The organism is Methanolacinia petrolearia DSM 11571, from assembly GCF_000147875.1.
Classification (GTDB): Archaea; Halobacteriota; Methanomicrobia; order Methanomicrobiales; family Methanomicrobiaceae; genus Methanolacinia; species Methanolacinia petrolearia.
Map to the genome: position 1 here is coordinate 599,703 of NC_014507.1, position 15,756 is coordinate 615,458.

The 15,756-nt window shown below is 49.2% G+C and carries 14 protein-coding genes; 11 read left to right on the top strand and 3 right to left on the bottom strand.

Features of this window, described 5'->3' with window-relative positions; all coding sequences use genetic code 11:
- The first annotated feature begins 82 nt into the window (after positions 1 to 82).
- The 3 genes from MPET_RS03045 to MPET_RS03055 all read left to right on the top strand — a co-directional run bounded on the left by MPET_RS03045 (position 83) and on the right by MPET_RS03055 (position 4,461).
- Positions 83 to 1,123 carry an AI-2E family transporter gene (locus tag MPET_RS03045; RefSeq protein ID WP_013328552.1) on the top strand — a complete coding sequence of 347 codons (1,041 nt, stop codon included), beginning with the start codon at positions 83 to 85 and terminating at the stop codon, positions 1,121 to 1,123.
- Positions 1,124 to 1,215: 92 nt separating this feature from the next.
- Positions 1,216 to 1,395 carry a hypothetical protein gene (locus MPET_RS03050; RefSeq protein ID WP_013328553.1) on the top strand — a complete coding sequence of 60 codons (180 nt, stop codon included), beginning with the start codon at positions 1,216 to 1,218 and terminating at the stop codon, positions 1,393 to 1,395.
- A gap of 114 nt (positions 1,396 to 1,509) precedes the next feature.
- Positions 1,510 to 4,461, top strand: a complete 2,952-nt coding sequence (locus tag MPET_RS03055) for a PAS domain S-box protein (RefSeq protein WP_013328554.1) — start codon at positions 1,510 to 1,512, stop codon at positions 4,459 to 4,461.
- 503 nt (positions 4,462 to 4,964) lie between these two features.
- On the opposite strand, the gene MPET_RS03060 is transcribed toward MPET_RS03055, so the two are convergent.
- From MPET_RS03060 to MPET_RS03070, 3 genes are read right to left on the bottom strand one after another with little or no spacing between them, the layout of a single operon-like run.
- Positions 4,965 to 7,160: an elongation factor EF-2 gene (locus MPET_RS03060; RefSeq protein WP_013328555.1), complete on the bottom strand. Its 2,196-nt coding sequence runs from the start codon at positions 7,158 to 7,160 to the stop codon at positions 4,965 to 4,967.
- A 30-nt stretch (positions 7,161 to 7,190) separates the two neighbouring features.
- On the bottom strand, positions 7,191 to 7,820 hold the full coding sequence (locus MPET_RS03065; protein ID WP_013328556.1) for a 30S ribosomal protein S7: 630 nt from the start codon (positions 7,818 to 7,820) through the stop codon (positions 7,191 to 7,193).
- A gap of 4 nt (positions 7,821 to 7,824) precedes the next feature.
- Positions 7,825 to 8,253, bottom strand: coding sequence for a 30S ribosomal protein S12 (locus MPET_RS03070; RefSeq protein WP_013328557.1), 429 nt, complete (start codon positions 8,251 to 8,253; stop codon positions 7,825 to 7,827).
- A gap of 418 nt (positions 8,254 to 8,671) precedes the next feature.
- Here MPET_RS03070 and MPET_RS03075 point away from each other — a divergent pair, with 418 nt between their 5' ends.
- From MPET_RS03075 to twy1, 8 genes are read left to right on the top strand one after another with little or no spacing between them, the layout of a single operon-like run.
- Positions 8,672 to 9,076, top strand: a complete 405-nt coding sequence (locus MPET_RS03075; protein ID WP_013328558.1) for a 6-carboxytetrahydropterin synthase — start codon at positions 8,672 to 8,674, stop codon at positions 9,074 to 9,076.
- 28 nt (positions 9,077 to 9,104) lie between these two features.
- A complete protein-coding gene (locus tag MPET_RS03080) occupies positions 9,105 to 9,719 on the top strand; it encodes a 7-carboxy-7-deazaguanine synthase QueE (protein WP_013328559.1) in 615 nt (204 codons plus the stop codon).
- Between the two features lie 25 nt (positions 9,720 to 9,744).
- Positions 9,745 to 10,410 (top strand): 7-cyano-7-deazaguanine synthase QueC, encoded by a 666-nt coding sequence (gene queC, locus MPET_RS03085; RefSeq protein ID WP_013328560.1) that lies wholly within the window; start codon positions 9,745 to 9,747, stop codon positions 10,408 to 10,410.
- 21 nt (positions 10,411 to 10,431) lie between these two features.
- Complete coding sequence (locus MPET_RS03090; protein WP_013328561.1) at positions 10,432 to 10,944, top strand: NUDIX hydrolase; 513 nt, start codon at positions 10,432 to 10,434, stop codon at positions 10,942 to 10,944.
- A gap of 1 nt (position 10,945) precedes the next feature.
- Positions 10,946 to 11,869: an alpha/beta hydrolase family protein gene (locus tag MPET_RS03095; RefSeq protein WP_013328562.1), complete on the top strand. Its 924-nt coding sequence runs from the start codon at positions 10,946 to 10,948 to the stop codon at positions 11,867 to 11,869.
- 53 nt (positions 11,870 to 11,922) lie between these two features.
- Positions 11,923 to 13,194 (top strand): peptide chain release factor aRF-1, encoded by a 1,272-nt coding sequence (gene prf1 / locus MPET_RS03100; protein ID WP_013328563.1) that lies wholly within the window; start codon positions 11,923 to 11,925, stop codon positions 13,192 to 13,194.
- Between the two features lie 17 nt (positions 13,195 to 13,211).
- Positions 13,212 to 14,876 carry an arginine--tRNA ligase gene (gene argS / locus MPET_RS03105; RefSeq protein ID WP_013328564.1) on the top strand — a complete coding sequence of 555 codons (1,665 nt, stop codon included), beginning with the start codon at positions 13,212 to 13,214 and terminating at the stop codon, positions 14,874 to 14,876.
- Positions 14,857 to 15,756, top strand: coding sequence for a 4-demethylwyosine synthase TYW1 (gene twy1, locus MPET_RS03110; RefSeq protein WP_013328565.1), 900 nt, complete (start codon positions 14,857 to 14,859; stop codon positions 15,754 to 15,756). Before argS ends, twy1 begins: the two co-directional genes overlap by 20 nt.

Here is a 15,756-nt window from a genome sequence, read left to right on the forward strand (position 1 = left end):
TAATAACACTATTCAATTGGTTTTTCTTATGACGTTTAAAGAGGGGAATTTGTTAAATAGTATCTGAGAGATGATCTTTTAAATGCAGAGACTGCCTGATTTTGGATTATTGCTGATCTATTTTATTATTCTGATTGTGGCAGTATCTGCGATTGCGGTTTTTTCGACCCTGATTGGAGTACTGATTGTTGCTGCAGCCTTTGCAATTGTCCTGATGCCTGCACAAAGATACCTCGGACTGAAGATGAGGGCCGGGATTTCTGCTGCAATTATCACTACTCTGGTTGCGGTATTTATAGTTGTGGCGTTTTATGTCACTGCTGTTGTAATAATCAATGATTCCGGCTTTTTCCTCAACATGATCGAATCAATAACTGCATGGCTGAACTCCCTTCTTTTTAACATCAAAGCAGAAGAAATCTCAGGAACATTTGCCGTATCTTCTGATGTTTTTCTCGAGATCCTTGAAAAAACCGAAGACTGGTCGCTGGAACTGCTGTCCATGGCACCCCAGATTATAATGAAGACGTTTATTCTTTTCCTTTCAATGTATCTCTTTCTTGTATTAGGGGATAATATCCACTTGGATTTTATATCTATAATGCCGCGTTCAGTGATGCCGTCTATAAAAATCTTTGAAAAGTCGATAGTCGATATGCTTTATGCGGTGTTTAATGTTCATATTGTGGTCGCCTTTATAGTATTCATAGCCTCATTTCCTGTATTCTACATCCTCGGCTATGATCATATCCTTTTCTTCGCAGTCCTTTCCACTGTACTCGCTCTTATTCCTGTGCTGGGGCCCGTGGTTATGATCGCCTTCCTCGCCCTGTATGCGATCTCTATCTCGGACTGGCAGGGCCTGATAATTATTATAGCCATTGCATGGCCTCTGCTTTGTGCTATTCCCGACTGGTGGATCAGGCCGTTCTTGATGGGAAAACGCACGAAAATAAGTGGTGTTATCATGTTCATTGCCTTCTTCGGTGGAATAATGGCTATGGGCGTGGTAGGTTTTATCATAGGGCCTGTGATCGTGGCGCTGGTTATTGCATGCTACAGGATAATTATTGCAGGTCATGTCATTCCTGCAGATCCGGTTCCCCGTGATTCCGGCAGTTGAAAGTTCTTTCTTTCGTGAGCGCTTGGCGGACTGAATTTAATTTCCAAAATTATTAATATTATTCTGCCCTTTTTAGTGTTAGGTGAAAAATTATGGATTGGCTTGGTGCAACAGCACTTTTAATCGGACTTATTCTTGTAATCTTTGGTATAGGGCTCACTTTTTCGATAGATGCCGTTCAGATGATAATCGATAAATTCCTGGGTCTTTTAGCTTTATTGATTGGAATTATCCTGATGGCAGGCGGATATATGCTTATCCGCGAACAATAATCATTTTATGCCGAATTCAAAATAGCTATATGCTTATATTCAAAACTCTATATTTGGTATAATTAACCTGATTGTCATTGATGACTGATATGCATCCGGTTGTGGAGATTAAATGTGATCAAGGTACTTCATGTCGACGACGAGCCCGCACTTGTTGAAATAACAAAGGGTTTCCTGGAGAAAAGCGGTGAATTTGAGGTTACTACCTTTACCTCTGCGGTTGATGCAATCAAAGATCTTGAAACTACATCGTATGATGTCCTTATATCCGATTATGAGATGCCCGCTCTTGACGGGATCGAATTTTTAAAGCGTCTGAGAGGAAAAGGAATTGATACTCCTTTTATTATCTTCAGCGGCCGGGGACGTGAGGATGTCCTGATAGAGGCCATTAACAACGGTGCTGATTTTTATCTGCAGAAGGGAGGAAAACCGAAGGCCCAGTTTGCAGAACTTGAAAACATGATCCGGCAGTCTGTCAGCAGGAAGATGGCCGAGAAGGAGCTTAAAAAGAGCGAAGAGCGCTATCGTGCCGTTGTCGAAAGCCAGACGGAACTGATCTGCCGTTTTCTTCCGAACGGAACAATAATCTTTGCAAATGATGCCTTCTGCAATTATTATGGTATTGCATATGATGCACTTATAGGGCATAAACTCAATCACGATGTTCCTGAGGAAGAGATTCCTTCCTTAAAAAGGCATTTTTCAGATCTGACTCCTGATGATCCGGTAGGGGATGTTGAGCACAGGGTTATTCTTCCCAATGGCGAGGTTCGCTGGCAGCAGTGGAGTGACCGGGCGATCTTTGATGATTCCGGAAAACTCAGTGAATTCCAGTCAGTCGGGAGGGATGTCACCCAGCAGAAGCTAATGCAGATCGATCTTCAGGAGAAGGTGAATTATGTCCAGGCTTTAATGGACACTATGCCTGCTCCGGTCTTTTATCGTGATACCAAAGGCATTTATCACGACTGTAATCGTGCCTTTGAGGAGTTTGTTGGCCTCCCAAAGGAAAAGATCAAAGGAATGACGATCCATGAATTTTTCGACAAGGATTTTGCAGATCATTATGCAATGCGTGATCAGGAGATCGTCCGGAATCCCCATATACAGCAGTATGAGTATGCTGCAAATAACAGCAGAGGAGAGATAATCGACGTTCTGTTCTCGAAGACCGCAAGGTTCGCTGCTGATGGTACTGTCGACGGTATAGTGGGTGTGATTGTAGATATCAGTGATCGGAAGAAGATGGAGAGAGAGCTCAAAAAAGAGTTCAACTATGTCCAGGCCTTAATGGACACTATGCCTGCCCCTGTCTTTTACCGTGACACCAAAGGCATTTATCACGACTGCAATCGTGCCTTTGAGGAGCTTGTCGGTCTCTCCAAGGCTGAGATTATCGGCAAGACTATTCATGACTTTTTTGAAAAGGATCTTGCCGATCATTATGCAATGATGGATCAGAAGATCGTCGATAACCCGCACGTCCAGCTTTATGAGTATGAAATAAACAATGCCAAAGGTGAGAGATCCGATGTCCTCTTCTCGAAGACCGCAAGGTTCGCCGCTGATGGTACTGTCGACGGTATAGTGGGCGTCATCATGGATATCAGCGAACGGAAGAAGATGGAGCGTGAGCTGATAGAGGAAGTAAACTTCGTTCAGGCATTGAAGGATACCATCCCCGCTCCGGTCTTCTACCGCGACGTCAATGGTATATATCATGACTGCAATCTTGCTTTCGAAGAGCTGGTAGGGCTTTCCAGGGATGAGATTATCGGCAAAACCATCCATGATTTCTTCAACAAGGATCTTGCGGATGTGTATACGCTAAAGGACCAGGAGATCATCCAGAATCCGCATGTCCAGCAGTATGAATACGCGATCAACAACTCCAAGGGCGAGATAATCGACGTACTGTTCTCCAAGACTGCTCTTTTTAAGGCTGACGGAAGCGTTGCGGGTGTGGTAGGTGTCATTCTTGATATCAGCAACCGCAAACAGATGGAGAAGCAGTTGAGGGAAAGCGAGATAAAGCTCAGAACTCTTGCGGATTTCACATATGATCTGGAGTCGTGGATGAGCCCTGAAAAGGAATATATCTATATCTCCCCGTCATGCAAGAGAATCACGGGATATCCTGCAGAGGATTTCTATAACTCCCCCATGGAGACGCTTCAAAAGATTGTTCATCCCGACGACTGGCCGCGTGTTTATAATCATTACAATACTATGAGCGAGGACATGCGTAATATCATCCAGTTCGATTTCAGGATTATCACCAAAGACGGTGAAATGAAATGGATATCGCATAATTGCCAGCCTGTTTATGATTCGGATGGCAAGTGGGCCGGGAGGCGTGAAGCCAAGAGGGACATCACCTTCAGGAAAAAGATCGAGGAGGAGCTCTCGAAGGCCAATGCGAAGTTGAACCTCCTGTCAAGTGTCACCCGGCATGATGTCTTAAACCAGGTTACGGCTCTTTATGGGTATACCGAACTTGCCCGTGAACTTTATGACGGCAACGAAGGTTTCAACGATATACTTACAAAGATGGAGGGCCTGATGGGAACGATAGAACGCCAGATCTCGTTCACGAAGGACTACCAGGAGATCGGGATCGATACACCTTTATGGCAGCATCTCGGCGAGACGATCAAGAATGCGGCAATAATGCTGAGCATGAATGATATCAGCATCGATATTGAAACAGGGGATTACGAGATCTTTGCAGATCCCCTCTTCAATAAGGTGGTGTACAACCTTATCGAAAATTCGCTGAGGCATGGCGGGGAAGGGATTTCCGAGGTCCGCTTCTCTGTCGAGGAGAAGGATGACCGCTTCATCTTCGTATACGAAGACAATGGCAAAGGAATATCCTACGAGAATAAAGAGAAGGTTCTGATAAAGGGGTTCGGCGAAAACACCGGTTATGGTCTGTTCCTGACCGAAAATATCCTTTCTATTACCGGCATGAAGATCCATGAATGCGGAGTTCCCGGTGAGGGCGTAAGGTTCGAGATCGACGTCCCGAAAGACCGGATAAGGAAAGCGATCTTAAGCTAACACCTTTTTTATTCATCCATAATCAAGGGAGGGGGGAGGATTCCCCCTCCCTTTAATCCTCCCCCTCATGGCGACAAGTCGCAAAGGGGATGGACAAGCATCCCCTTTTGCTCCTGAACATTACTACGATTTTATTCCAAAATTCTATTCTCCCGGCCGAGGCAACCGAAGGGCTATCGCCCTCTCGAAACCTAAGACGACCTTCGGTCATCGGTTCATTTCATGAAAATTATCTAGAGTTCCCGGACGGGTAGCGTCCAAGCCGGGCTATCGCGATAGCGCAAAGCCCTGAGGTCAGGGCGTGTTCGCGAAGCAAAGCGGAGCGAACTTGCGCAAGGGTTGTCGTTAGAAGGGGCACTGCCTCTTTCAAAACCCCCGGCGACCTTCGGTCAACAGTTCGTTAAAGTGGACATGTTTTTACCAGTTAGGGCTACCTGAAAGGTTTAGGCCCCGATAAAGAAATCAACAAAAAAATATTTGTTTGGTATTGATTTGAAAAGAAATTATGCGAGATAGTCTGAAGGTTCGGGTATCTGCTCCTTCAGTCCTTTTCTCTTTCTTATTCCTGTTACGATCTCCTTGAGCATTCCGCCTGGAACAGGCGCGAATCCTGCAAACTCGGTGGACCACATTGCACGGCCTTCTGTTGCCGAGCGGACGTCTCCTGCGAAACCGAAGAGTTCTGCTACAGGTGCCTTTCCGACAACGGTAATCGTGTCGCCTTCTGACTGCATGTCGTAGACCTGTCCGCGGCGTCCCTGGATCATTCCTGTTGCCGAACCCATATGTTCCTGCGGAACGGTGATCTGGAGGATCTGCATAGGTTCGAGGAGTGTGTCGTTTGCCAGAAGAAGTCCTGCTTTTACAGCAGAACGGACTGCAGGTATGACCTGTGCTGGACCACGGTGGATTGCATCCTCGTGGAGTTTTACATCGACAAGGCGGATCTTGACGTTCTGAACCTGCTCGTCTGCGAGAGGTCCGCCTGCAAGGGCTTCACGCCATCCATCGAGGACAAGTTCCATGGTTTCGTTGAGGTACTGGATACCCTTAGTCATGTCGATGAACATGTTCGTTCCTTCGATGGCTTTGATGTTCTTTGCCTCGTCCTTGTCGAACCCTGCCTCAACAAGCACATCACGGCGCTCGAGTGCAGGCAGATCCATGGAGATGTCGCCGTCCTTGAGCATCTTAACGACGTTGTCGGACAGAGGCTCGAGTTCGATATAGAACCTGTTGTGGCGGTTCGGCGATTTTCCTTCGACCGGTCCGGCGGTGCCCGTAATTGTTTCACGGTATACGACGATCGGCGGTGAGGTAACAATCTCCACACCTTTGTCTCTCTCGATACGGTGGGTGATGATCTCGAGGTGGAGCTCTCCCATACCTGAGATCAGGTGTTCTCCTGTTTCTTCGTTGATTGTAACATTTACAGTCGGGTCTTCCTTTGCGACCTGACGCAGAACGGTGACCAGCTTCGGAAGGTCCTTCATGTTCTTCGCTTCGACTGCAACGGTCATTACAGGTTCCGAGTAGTGCTTGAGCGACTCGAACGGAGTCATCTCCTGGAGTGTTGTGACGGTCGAACCTACGATTGCATCCTTTAATCCTGTGACAGCGGCGATATTTCCTGCAGGAAGGGCTTCGACTTCGATTCTCTCCGCACCCATGAAGATACCTACCTGTGTCAGGCGGTTGACCTTCTTGGCTGTTCCCATGACATAGCACTCGGTTCCGCGTTTCAGTGTTCCTGAGAAGAGACGGCCTGTTGCAACCTCTCCTGCATGCGGGTCGAACGAGATATCGGTTACCATCAGGCATGCGGGTCCGTTCGGGTCGCAGGTGAGCATTGATTTGCCTTCTACTGTGTTCTTGTCTCCATGCTGCCAGATAATGGGTACACGGCGCTTCTGGGCGTCAAGCGGATCCGGAAGGTGACGTACGACCATATCGAGGACAACGGCGCAGAGAGGACTGCTCTTTGCGAGCCATTTCATGTCCTCTGCCTTACATTTCTCGTATACGTCCTTGAAGGATACACCGCTCTTCTTCATGAAAGGAACCGATACAGCCCAGTTGTAAAGTGCCGATCCGAATGCGACCGTTCCTTCGGCTGCATCAAGTTTCCAGCCGCCTTTATAGGCCTCTTCGCTCATTCCCTTGATGAGCTTGTTGACCTTGTCGATTACCTTGCCGAGGCGGATCTGCATCTCCATCTCGTCGACCTTGAGTTCATTGATCAAGCGGTCTACTTTGTTGATGAAGAGAACGGGCTTTACACCCTCCTTCAGTGCCTGCCTGAGAACGGTCTCGGTCTGCGGCATCGTTCCCTCGACTGCGTCGACGAGGACAACCGCACCGTCTACGGCACGCATCGCCCTTGTAACGTCTCCTCCGAAGTCGACGTGGCCTGGAGTATCAATCATGTTGATGAGGTACTCCTCGTTGTCGTAGGTGTGCACCATCGAGACGTTCGAGGAGTCAATTGTAATTCCTCTTGCCTGTTCCTCCTCGTCGGAGTCCATCCAGCACGCCTTTCCGGCGATCTCTTCGCTGATCATTCCCGCACCTGCAAGCAGGTTGTCGGAGAGTGTTGTCTTACCGTGATCAATGTGGGCAACGATACCGATGTTCCTGATGTGCTCGGGCTTGTCCATCAGTTCCGTTACCTGTTCTACCATCTTTTTTCGTCTGGTCATCCTGATTTCACCTTAAAAAAGAATATTGGATTAGCGTGCAGATTTTGCAACACGCTCGCGTTCTTCCTTCTTGGAGACTGCAAAACTGCGTGCATCCCCGTCGGCAGCGGCGATGAGTTCGTCTGCGAGGCATGCTGCAACAGTCTTCTTCTTCTTGTGGCTTGCCTGCTGGACACCGCGTGCTATGAACAGAAGTGCGGTGTCGATCCTGCGCTGTGGAGCGGTATCGACAGACTTCGGTACGTTGATACCACCGTACTTCAGACGGACTGTTTCTTCACGGGGACCTGCGTTTGCAATGGCGTCGACCAGAACCTGAACAGGGTTCTTCTTTGTTTTCTTGTTGATAATGTCGAATGCATCCTCTACAATGCGGGTCGTAAGCTCTTTTTTGCCTGTATTGGTCTCCGTCTGCATCAGCCTGTTGATAAGGCGCTCGACGATGAACATCTCGGACTTGAGGAACTGCTGCCCCTGCATTCTTCCGCTGCAGTGCGGAACGATCGCCGAGTCGATGCTTACGTAGCGGACAAGGCCGGGATCGTTGATCTGGACTTCTGAAAGATCCCATTTGTTGAAGAGAAGATAGTTCGGTCCCTCTTTATTTTCGGGCTTGGCCTGTGCTTCAACGTTTTCTTCAATCATTTCTTCTGCGCTCATGAGATCACCTGCGTGGCTTCTCCTTCTTTCCAATAACCATTTCACGGAGAGAAACGTTGTTGACCTCGGTCACCTGATAGCGGACACCGGGGATATCTCCCTTAGAACGGCCGAGACGTCCGCCGATACCCTCGATTGTCACTTCATCGTGTTCATCGATGAAGTTGATGGCACCGTCGCCTACCGCGAAAGCGGTGACCTGACGTCCGTTTTTGATTAGCTGTACACGGACACATTTCCTGATAGCCGAGTTAGGCTGTTTTGCCTCAACACCGACCTTTTCAAGGACAATGCCGCGGCCCTGGGGTGCTCCCTCGAGAGGGTCCGATTTTATATCGAGACCGAGCTGCTTTCTCGAATAGTTTACGTCACGCCACCTGTTGTTTTTAGAGTCGCGTTTACACTTTCTTGCTGCGAATTTACCATTACCCAAATGTGTTCACCTCTATGTGATCTATTTCACTAAGGCTGCCTCTGATTTTTGCGCCTGATAGCGCATGAAATTGATATGTTATGGCAATGGAGTAATTCCCCAGATCCCGTAAGAGCGAGGCATTTTCCTAAGCAATCTGCTGAAAAACGGATAGATACCAATCCGCTGTCCTCTCCGCCGCTGCCATCTGATATCAGATCTCTTTACATATTTCGTCCTGAACTCTATTAAAAGTATTATTCCCGGTACTGTTTTCAGTGCGCGGCAGGATGCTGTGATGAAAGTTATTTTCTCCCGGAGGCCGGTTTTTGTAACACGCCGTCCGGATCATTCCATGCGGAGTTCTCTGACCCAATATCTACTTTTATTCCTAATATATACTACATTATTATAGTACATTATATCAGGAACAGCTTCAATGTCAGTAAAAATATACAAGGAGACCTATTTCGAGGCAAGCCACAGGCTGATGCATTACGAAGGCAAATGTTCGCGCCTTCACGGACACCAGTGGCGTGTGGAATTCTGGGTCGAAGGAGATGTCCCGGCCGATACACGCATTCTTGTCGACTATAATCTTATAAAAAAAGTCGTTGAGGCATATGATCATCAGGTGATCCTGAATGAAGACGACCCGATGGTGGAATGCATCTCGAAATTCCAGGATGTCATAACTACAAAGGGAGATCCTACGAGCGAACTCCTGGCCGAGATCATGGTCTTCGAACTGGAGGAGAAGTGCAGGGATGCCGGCCTCTCCGCAAGGGTAGTTAAATGCAGGGTATACGAGTCCGTGTCGTGCTTTGCGGAATGGACTCCCTGATTATCCCTGAAACCTGGTGAACCCGAATATGAAAGTTTTTGAGATCTTTCCGAGCATACAGGGCGAAGGGCCGTACCAGGGGATCCCATCGGCTTTCATCCGGCTATCGGGCTGCAACCTCCGTTGCCGCTGGTGCGACACGCCCAAGACGCAGGACGGAAGTTCCAGTGAAGAGATGACCGTCGACGAAGTGTTCGGGCAGGTGAAAAAGCTGGGACTGTCTCATGTCTGCATAACCGGAGGAGAGCCCTTGATCCAACAGGACGAGCTGCTTTCACTGCTGAAAGACCTGCATGAAGACGGGTATATTGTCGAGATTGAAACGAACGGGACGATCGATCCTGTACCTGTAATGGAGTATTCGTCGGTCTGTATGGATATCAAGTGCCCTTCGTCGGGTGAAAAGAGCTTTGCGCCGTTCGTGAAAAAGCTCCGTCCATCCGACTGTGTCAAATTCGTCGTGGAAGGGAAAGAGGATCTCGAATATATGACCGGACTTCTTGATGATATCCCTTCCTATGTCGAGGTGTGTGTGTCTCCGGTGTGGGGCAGCGACAGCAGGTTCATAGCGGATTATATAATGAAGCTGAAAAGGCCGGTAAGGTTCCAGCTCCAGCTTCACAAGATACTTGGTGTCAACTAAAATGAGGACGATTGAGGATGATTGAATGAAAAAGGCAGTATGTTTGCTTTCAGGCGGAATGGATTCCACCACTCTTGCATATGTGGCGAAGGATATTGGTTACGAGATCCTTGCTCTTCATACGCGGTACGGACAGAGGACCGAGAAAAAGGAGGCGGAATGTGCAAGAAAGGTTGCATCGCTCCTGGGTGCAGTCGAGTTCACCGAGATCTCGCTTTCCCATCTCCTTGCGTTCGGCGGAAGTTCGCTTATTGACAAGGGGATGGAGGTGCACGATCACGAAGATCTGGGAGAGGGTATCCCGAATACATATGTTCCCTTCAGGAACTCGAACCTCCTTTCGATTGCCACGAGCTATGCGGAGGCAAGAGGGGCAGAGGCGATATTCATCGGAGTCCAGGCTTCGGATTATGCCGGGTATCCTGACTGCAGGCCTGAGTTTGTCGAGGCATTTCAGCATGTGATTGACCTGGGGACGTCGGACGATACGAATATCACGCTTATGACTCCCTTTGTAAACCTCAACAAGACCGAGATTGTCAGGAGGGGTATCGAGCTTGGTGTCCCTTATGAGCATACATGGTCCTGTTACAGGAGCAACGGGCCTGCCTGTGGGAACTGCGATTCCTGTTATTACAGGCTGGAAGCGTTCAAAGCGAATGGAATTCCCGATCCTATAGAATATGAGTAAATATACCGGAGACGATCCTGAATGAAAAAAATAAGCAATATCTATGACGGAGGAAGGATGAAGGTCGAACAGGTGGAGATCGATCTTCCCGGCGGAATAACGCTTGAGAGAATTGTAGTCAAACCCGGCGGCGCTGTTGCCATGCTCCCCGTGGAGGATGATTACTGCTATCTTATCAGGCAGTACCGCTACCCGATCGAGAAGTACATTTACGAGGCTCCCGCCGGAACGATGGACGAAGGTGAAAAGCCGCCTGAAACCGCTCATAGGGAGCTTATCGAAGAGACGGGCTTTAAGGCGGAAGAACTGATCGATAAAGGCTTTATCTATACAACCCCTGGGTATACGAACGAGGTAATCTATCTCTACGAGGCGAGGGGACTGTCACCGTCTAGCGAGTTCAGTCCGGACCCCGATGAACTGATCGAGGTTGTAAAGGTGAAGAAAGACGAAGTCCATGCCATGATTGCAGACGGCCGCATCGTGGACGCTAAGACGATATGCCTGGCGTACAAATGCCTGGGGACGGACTGAGATGAAACCTGCTGTTGCTTATTCCATACTGGTTCTTGCACTCATCGCTGGTTTTGTCCTGTGCTCCGGATGTACATCAGATGGAACTCCGACAGAAGCGCCGGGAGGAACCTCTGCGGCAGTTTCGTATTCCCTTTCCGATAACGGAATACTGAGTGTCGAGAGCGTGGATTATTCGTATTCCCTGGGGAATGTTACGAACGAAGGCGAAAATGATTCGGTAAAAGTGTCGGAAGTTCGTATGATCGATGGTGAGACAGAGGTGTATACACTTCTTGCAGAACCGCAAAACCAGAATCCTCTGGCAGGAATCGTCTTTGCACCCGGCGCAGGAGTGAGTGCGGATTCACACCTTAATCGTTCGGTTGAGTATGCAGAATCCGGCATCGCATTCATGGTAGTTGATGTACGCGGCAACGGCGGAAAAACGCCCGGAGTTGCTCTCAACTTCCAGAATGAGTATGCTACTGCGGCAACAGGAAAAACACCGCAGTATTATTCGATCATCTTCGACCTGATCGCAGCAAAGAACTATCTTAAAGAGATATACGGTGAGAATTTCCCTGTTTATGTCATGGGCTCTTCAAACGGCGGAAGGTACGCAGCAATTGCAGCGGCCATAGATCCCGGATTTGCAGGATACTTCGGTGTATCTACATCGGGCTATGAATATGAAGAGGGCGTGAACGGGGCGGATGTCGATCTCTTTATCAGGAGCATCAACCCCGATACATATATTGCAGATATCTCCCCCGCAGAAACGGTGATCTTCCATGCACCCGATGACGATATAATCGAGTACCAGTACGGACTTGATTTTTTCAACAAGGCATCAGAGCCGAAGGATTTTGTGGCGTTTAACGGCACACACGGGATTAACGACGAAGTGGACGCGTACATAGAGACTCTGCTGGCAGGAAGCTAAAACATTAATGCGGGAAAGAGCGAATTATATTAAGTTTTACTAACGGTGGCACAATGGCTGAAGAAGTTGAGATGGACAGTGCGAGGAAACGCTACGAATTTAAAAAGACTCTCGAAAAACTTGGAGAGAAAGAGGGGAGCGGAACAGAGCTTATTTCAATATACATCCCTCCGGACAAACAGATTTATGATGTAACAGCCCAGCTCAGGGATGAGTTCGGCCAGTGTGCCAACATCAAGAGCAAACAGACGAGAACGAATGTCCAGAGTGCCATCTCATCGATACTTTCGAGACTTAAATACTATAACAGACCGCCGGAGAGAGGAATGGCGATCTTCTGCGGAAATATCAAACTTGGCGGCGACAAGACCGATCTTGACTGCACGATAATCGAGCCGCCGGATGTCGTACCCCTGTATATGTACAGGTGCTCCTCGAAGTTCGAGCTGGAGCCCCTGCAGCAGATGCTTGTCGAAAAGGAAGTCTATGGCCTTATAGTAATCGACAGGCGGGAGTCATATCTCGGCTTTTTACGCGGCAACAGGATAGAGCCGATGTCGGGAGTTACATCGACGGTCCCAGGGAAGCAGAGGAAGGGCGGTCAGTCTGCGATGCGTTTCCAGCGTCTTCGCCTGATTGCAATCAACGAATATTACAAGAAGGTCGGCGATCGTGCAACCGATATATTCCTTGCAGAACCGGATTTCTTCGAGCGGTTTAAGGGGGTTCTTATCGGAGGCCCGACTCCTACGAAGGAGGAGTTCTATGAGGGCGATTTCCTCCATCATGAACTGAAGAAGAGAGTCATAGGCCTCTTCGATGTTGCGTACACCAACGAGAGCGGCCTTACAGAGCTTGTCGACAATGCAAGCGATGCACTCCGCGGCGTCGAGGTTATGAAGGAAAAGGTCATAATGGACCGTTTCTTCAAGGAGCTCGTGAAGGATGACGGGCTTTCTTCCTACGGCGAGGAGAGCGTCAGGAAGAATCTCGAGATCGGAGCAGTGGATACTCTCCTTCTTTCCGGAAATCTGCGAAAATCAAGGCTCAGGCTGCGATGTCAGAGCTGTGATTATCAGAGGGAGGAGACAGTACTGGTCAAGCCGGGCAAGAGGATGTCTGATCTCGACTTCGGTATATGCCCTAAATGCTCCGCTCCTGTCTATATGGAAGAAGAGATCGATATAGTCGACGAACTGACAGAGCTTGCCGATTCAAGCTCAACCAATGTCATGATAATATCCGACGATTTTGAAGAGGGTGCGATGCTCTTCAATGCGTTCGGCGGTATCGCCGCTATCCTGAGGTACAGGACGGGATACTAATTTTTGGAGAATGAATAATGTTTTTTGAGACTTATGCCGTTGTGGAGGAGGCCCTCAGGAAGGCCACCGGCGAAGAGAATGTACTGATTACGGACGGGGGTGATCACGCCGACCTTGCATCGACGGTTGCCTTCAGTCTTGCGAAGTCGAGAAGGATGAATCCTGCTGCACTCGCATCCGAAATCGCATCACAAGTAAAGGACGAACTATCCGGGAAGGGAATCGGTGTCGAGGTGAAAGGGCCTTATATCAATTTCATATTCGGGAAGAAGTACCTTGAGGAAGTCATTGTAGAGGCACTTAAGGAAGGCTACGGTTCGCTTCCGCAAAAACCCGGCAGGATCTGCCTGGAGCATACAAGTGCAAACCCTAACGGTCCTCTGCATGTAGGACATATCCGCAACTCGGTTATAGGGGATACACTTTCGAGAGTTCTTCGGAAGGCAGGGTATACGCTTGAGGTCGAGTATTATGTCAACGACATGGGCCGCCAGATCGCGATTGTCTCCTGGGGATTCGACAATATAGGTCTTGCACAAAATGAGGGCGAGAAGGACGATCATTATGTCGCCCGCGTTTATGTCGCTGCTAACCGTGCGATCGAGGCAGACGAGTCGATAAAGGAGGAGATCGACCGGAGGATGGCACTGATCGAGAACGGCGATCCGGAGATGGTCAGAAAGTTCAGGGATGCTGTTCTCATGTGTGTCGGGGGAATCAAGGAGACTCTTCTCGATCTCAACGTTAAGCACAACAGGTTCATCTTCGAGAGCGACTTCGTCAGGAACGGCCTGATGATGAATGTTCTCCACAGGCTTGAGGCATTGCCCGAGGCGAAGCATGAAGGGGTTCTTTCGCTCGACCTGACCGAGTTCGGGTTTGAAAAGGAGTACGTTCTCAGGAGATCCGACGGGACTTCTGTCTATGCCGCCCGTGATCTTGCATACCACGAATGGAAGAGCGACAACTTCGAGAGGATCATAAACGTCCTCGGGGCGGATCACAAACTGATCGGGCGCCAGCTCCAGGCAACCATGCAGCTTCTCGGCGACAAGGTTCCGGAGATTGTCTTCTTTGAGTTTGTCTCCCTCCCTGAGGGTTCGATGAGCACCCGGGCGGGCAAATTCATATCGACCGACGAGCTCCTCGAGCACGTCTTCGAGAAGGCCCTCGAAGAGGTCGAGACAAGGAGGCCCGAGCTTTCGGCTGATGAGAAGAGCTCTATTGCCAGGTCTGTTGCAACTGGTGCGATAAGGTTCGATATAGTCAGGGTCTCGCCGGACAAGGCGACGGTTTTCGACTGGAAGGAGGCACTGGACTTCGAAAAACAGAGCGCCCCGTATATCCAGTACGCACATGCGAGGGCCTGCTCGATCCTTGAGAAAGCCGGAGAGTTTGAGGAGTCGTTCAGTGCAGAGAGCGAATACGAAGTCGCACTGGCAAAGCACATCGCACTCTTCCCGAAGGTAATAGCAGACGTCGCAGGAGATCTCCGCCCGCATGTCCTTGCGATATATGCGAGGGAGCTTGCAGACCTCTTCAATACGTTCTACCGCTTCGACCCTGTGCTGAAGGCTGAAGGCGATCTCAGGAATTCAAGGCTTACACTGGTAAAGGCGGCGCAGAATACGCTGAAGGAAGCACTTGAAACGCTTGGTATAGATGCAGTCAGAAGCATGTAAGGCCCTGAGGAAACAGGGTTATCTCTTTTTTTCAAAGGAATCGTCGGCGGCCTTAAAACCGTGCATGTGGAACAAGCGTGCACTCCGTGGCGGGGACATGTGCTACAAGAACAAGTTCTACGGCATATCGAGCCACAGGTGCGTCCAGATGACGCCGACCTTAAAATGCAACCAGAACTGCCTGTTCTGCTGGAGATCGATGGAGCACGAAGTCGTCGAGACTGCGGAGTGCCCGCCGGAGTTGATTGTTGAAAAGATCCCGGCTCTCCAGAAGAAGGCTCTTGCGGGATACAACCCGTCAGCCGATACGAGCACGACCGATCCGGCGCTCTGGGAGGAGGCGCTTTCACCGAATATGATTGCGATTTCCCTTTCGGGAGAGCCTACACTGTACTCCCGGCTGCCGGAATTGATCGACATGCTGAACGGTGCCGGCAACACGACATTCCTGGTATCGAACGGAACACGACCGGAGATGATCGGGAGGTGTCACCCGTACCAGACCTATGTCTCTCTTGATGCACCTGACAGGGAGACCTACCTTAAGGTGTGCAGGCCGGAAGAAGACTACTGGGACAATATCCAAAAGAGCCTCTCACTGCTCGGTGAGAGGCGGTCTGCAATACGGACGACGATTGTCAAAGGGCTGAATGATTTCTCGCCAGAGAACTATGCAGCGATGTACGAGAATTCGGGTGCCTCCTTTATTGAGGTTAAAGGCTATATGTACCTTGGATATAGCAGATTCCGGCTCGAAAGAGAGAATATGCCCGAACATTCCGAGGTCCGGGATTTCGCACTGCAAATATCAAAATACTGTAATTATAAAATAACTGATGAGAGCCCGATCTCGAGGGTAGTATGTATGGAGCGTCGTTGA

Bases quoted from the DNA above. Each gene is read 5' to 3' on its own strand.
- MPET_RS03080 (WP_013328559.1), top strand. From the start codon at position 9,105: ATGAAAGTTTTTGAGATCTTTCCGAGCATACAGGGCGAAGGGCCGTAC.
- MPET_RS03065 (WP_013328556.1), bottom strand. From the start codon at position 7,820: ATGAGCGCAGAAGAAATGATTGAAGAAAACGTTGAAGCACAGGCCAAG.
- MPET_RS03090 (WP_013328561.1), top strand. From the start codon at position 10,432: ATGAAAAAAATAAGCAATATCTATGACGGAGGAAGGATGAAGGTCGAA.
- prf1 (WP_013328563.1), top strand. From the start codon at position 11,923: ATGGCTGAAGAAGTTGAGATGGACAGTGCGAGGAAACGCTACGAATTT.
- argS (WP_013328564.1), top strand. From the start codon at position 13,212: ATGTTTTTTGAGACTTATGCCGTTGTGGAGGAGGCCCTCAGGAAGGCC.
- MPET_RS03075 (WP_013328558.1), top strand. From the start codon at position 8,672: ATGTCAGTAAAAATATACAAGGAGACCTATTTCGAGGCAAGCCACAGG.
- MPET_RS03095 (WP_013328562.1), top strand. From the start codon at position 10,946: ATGAAACCTGCTGTTGCTTATTCCATACTGGTTCTTGCACTCATCGCT.
- MPET_RS03060 (WP_013328555.1), bottom strand. From the start codon at position 7,160: ATGACCAGACGAAAAAAGATGGTAGAACAGGTAACGGAACTGATGGAC.
- twy1 (WP_013328565.1), top strand. From the start codon at position 14,857: ATGCAGTCAGAAGCATGTAAGGCCCTGAGGAAACAGGGTTATCTCTTT.
- MPET_RS03045 (WP_013328552.1), top strand. From the start codon at position 83: ATGCAGAGACTGCCTGATTTTGGATTATTGCTGATCTATTTTATTATT.
- MPET_RS03050 (WP_013328553.1), top strand. From the start codon at position 1,216: ATGGATTGGCTTGGTGCAACAGCACTTTTAATCGGACTTATTCTTGTA.
- queC (WP_013328560.1), top strand. From the start codon at position 9,745: ATGAAAAAGGCAGTATGTTTGCTTTCAGGCGGAATGGATTCCACCACT.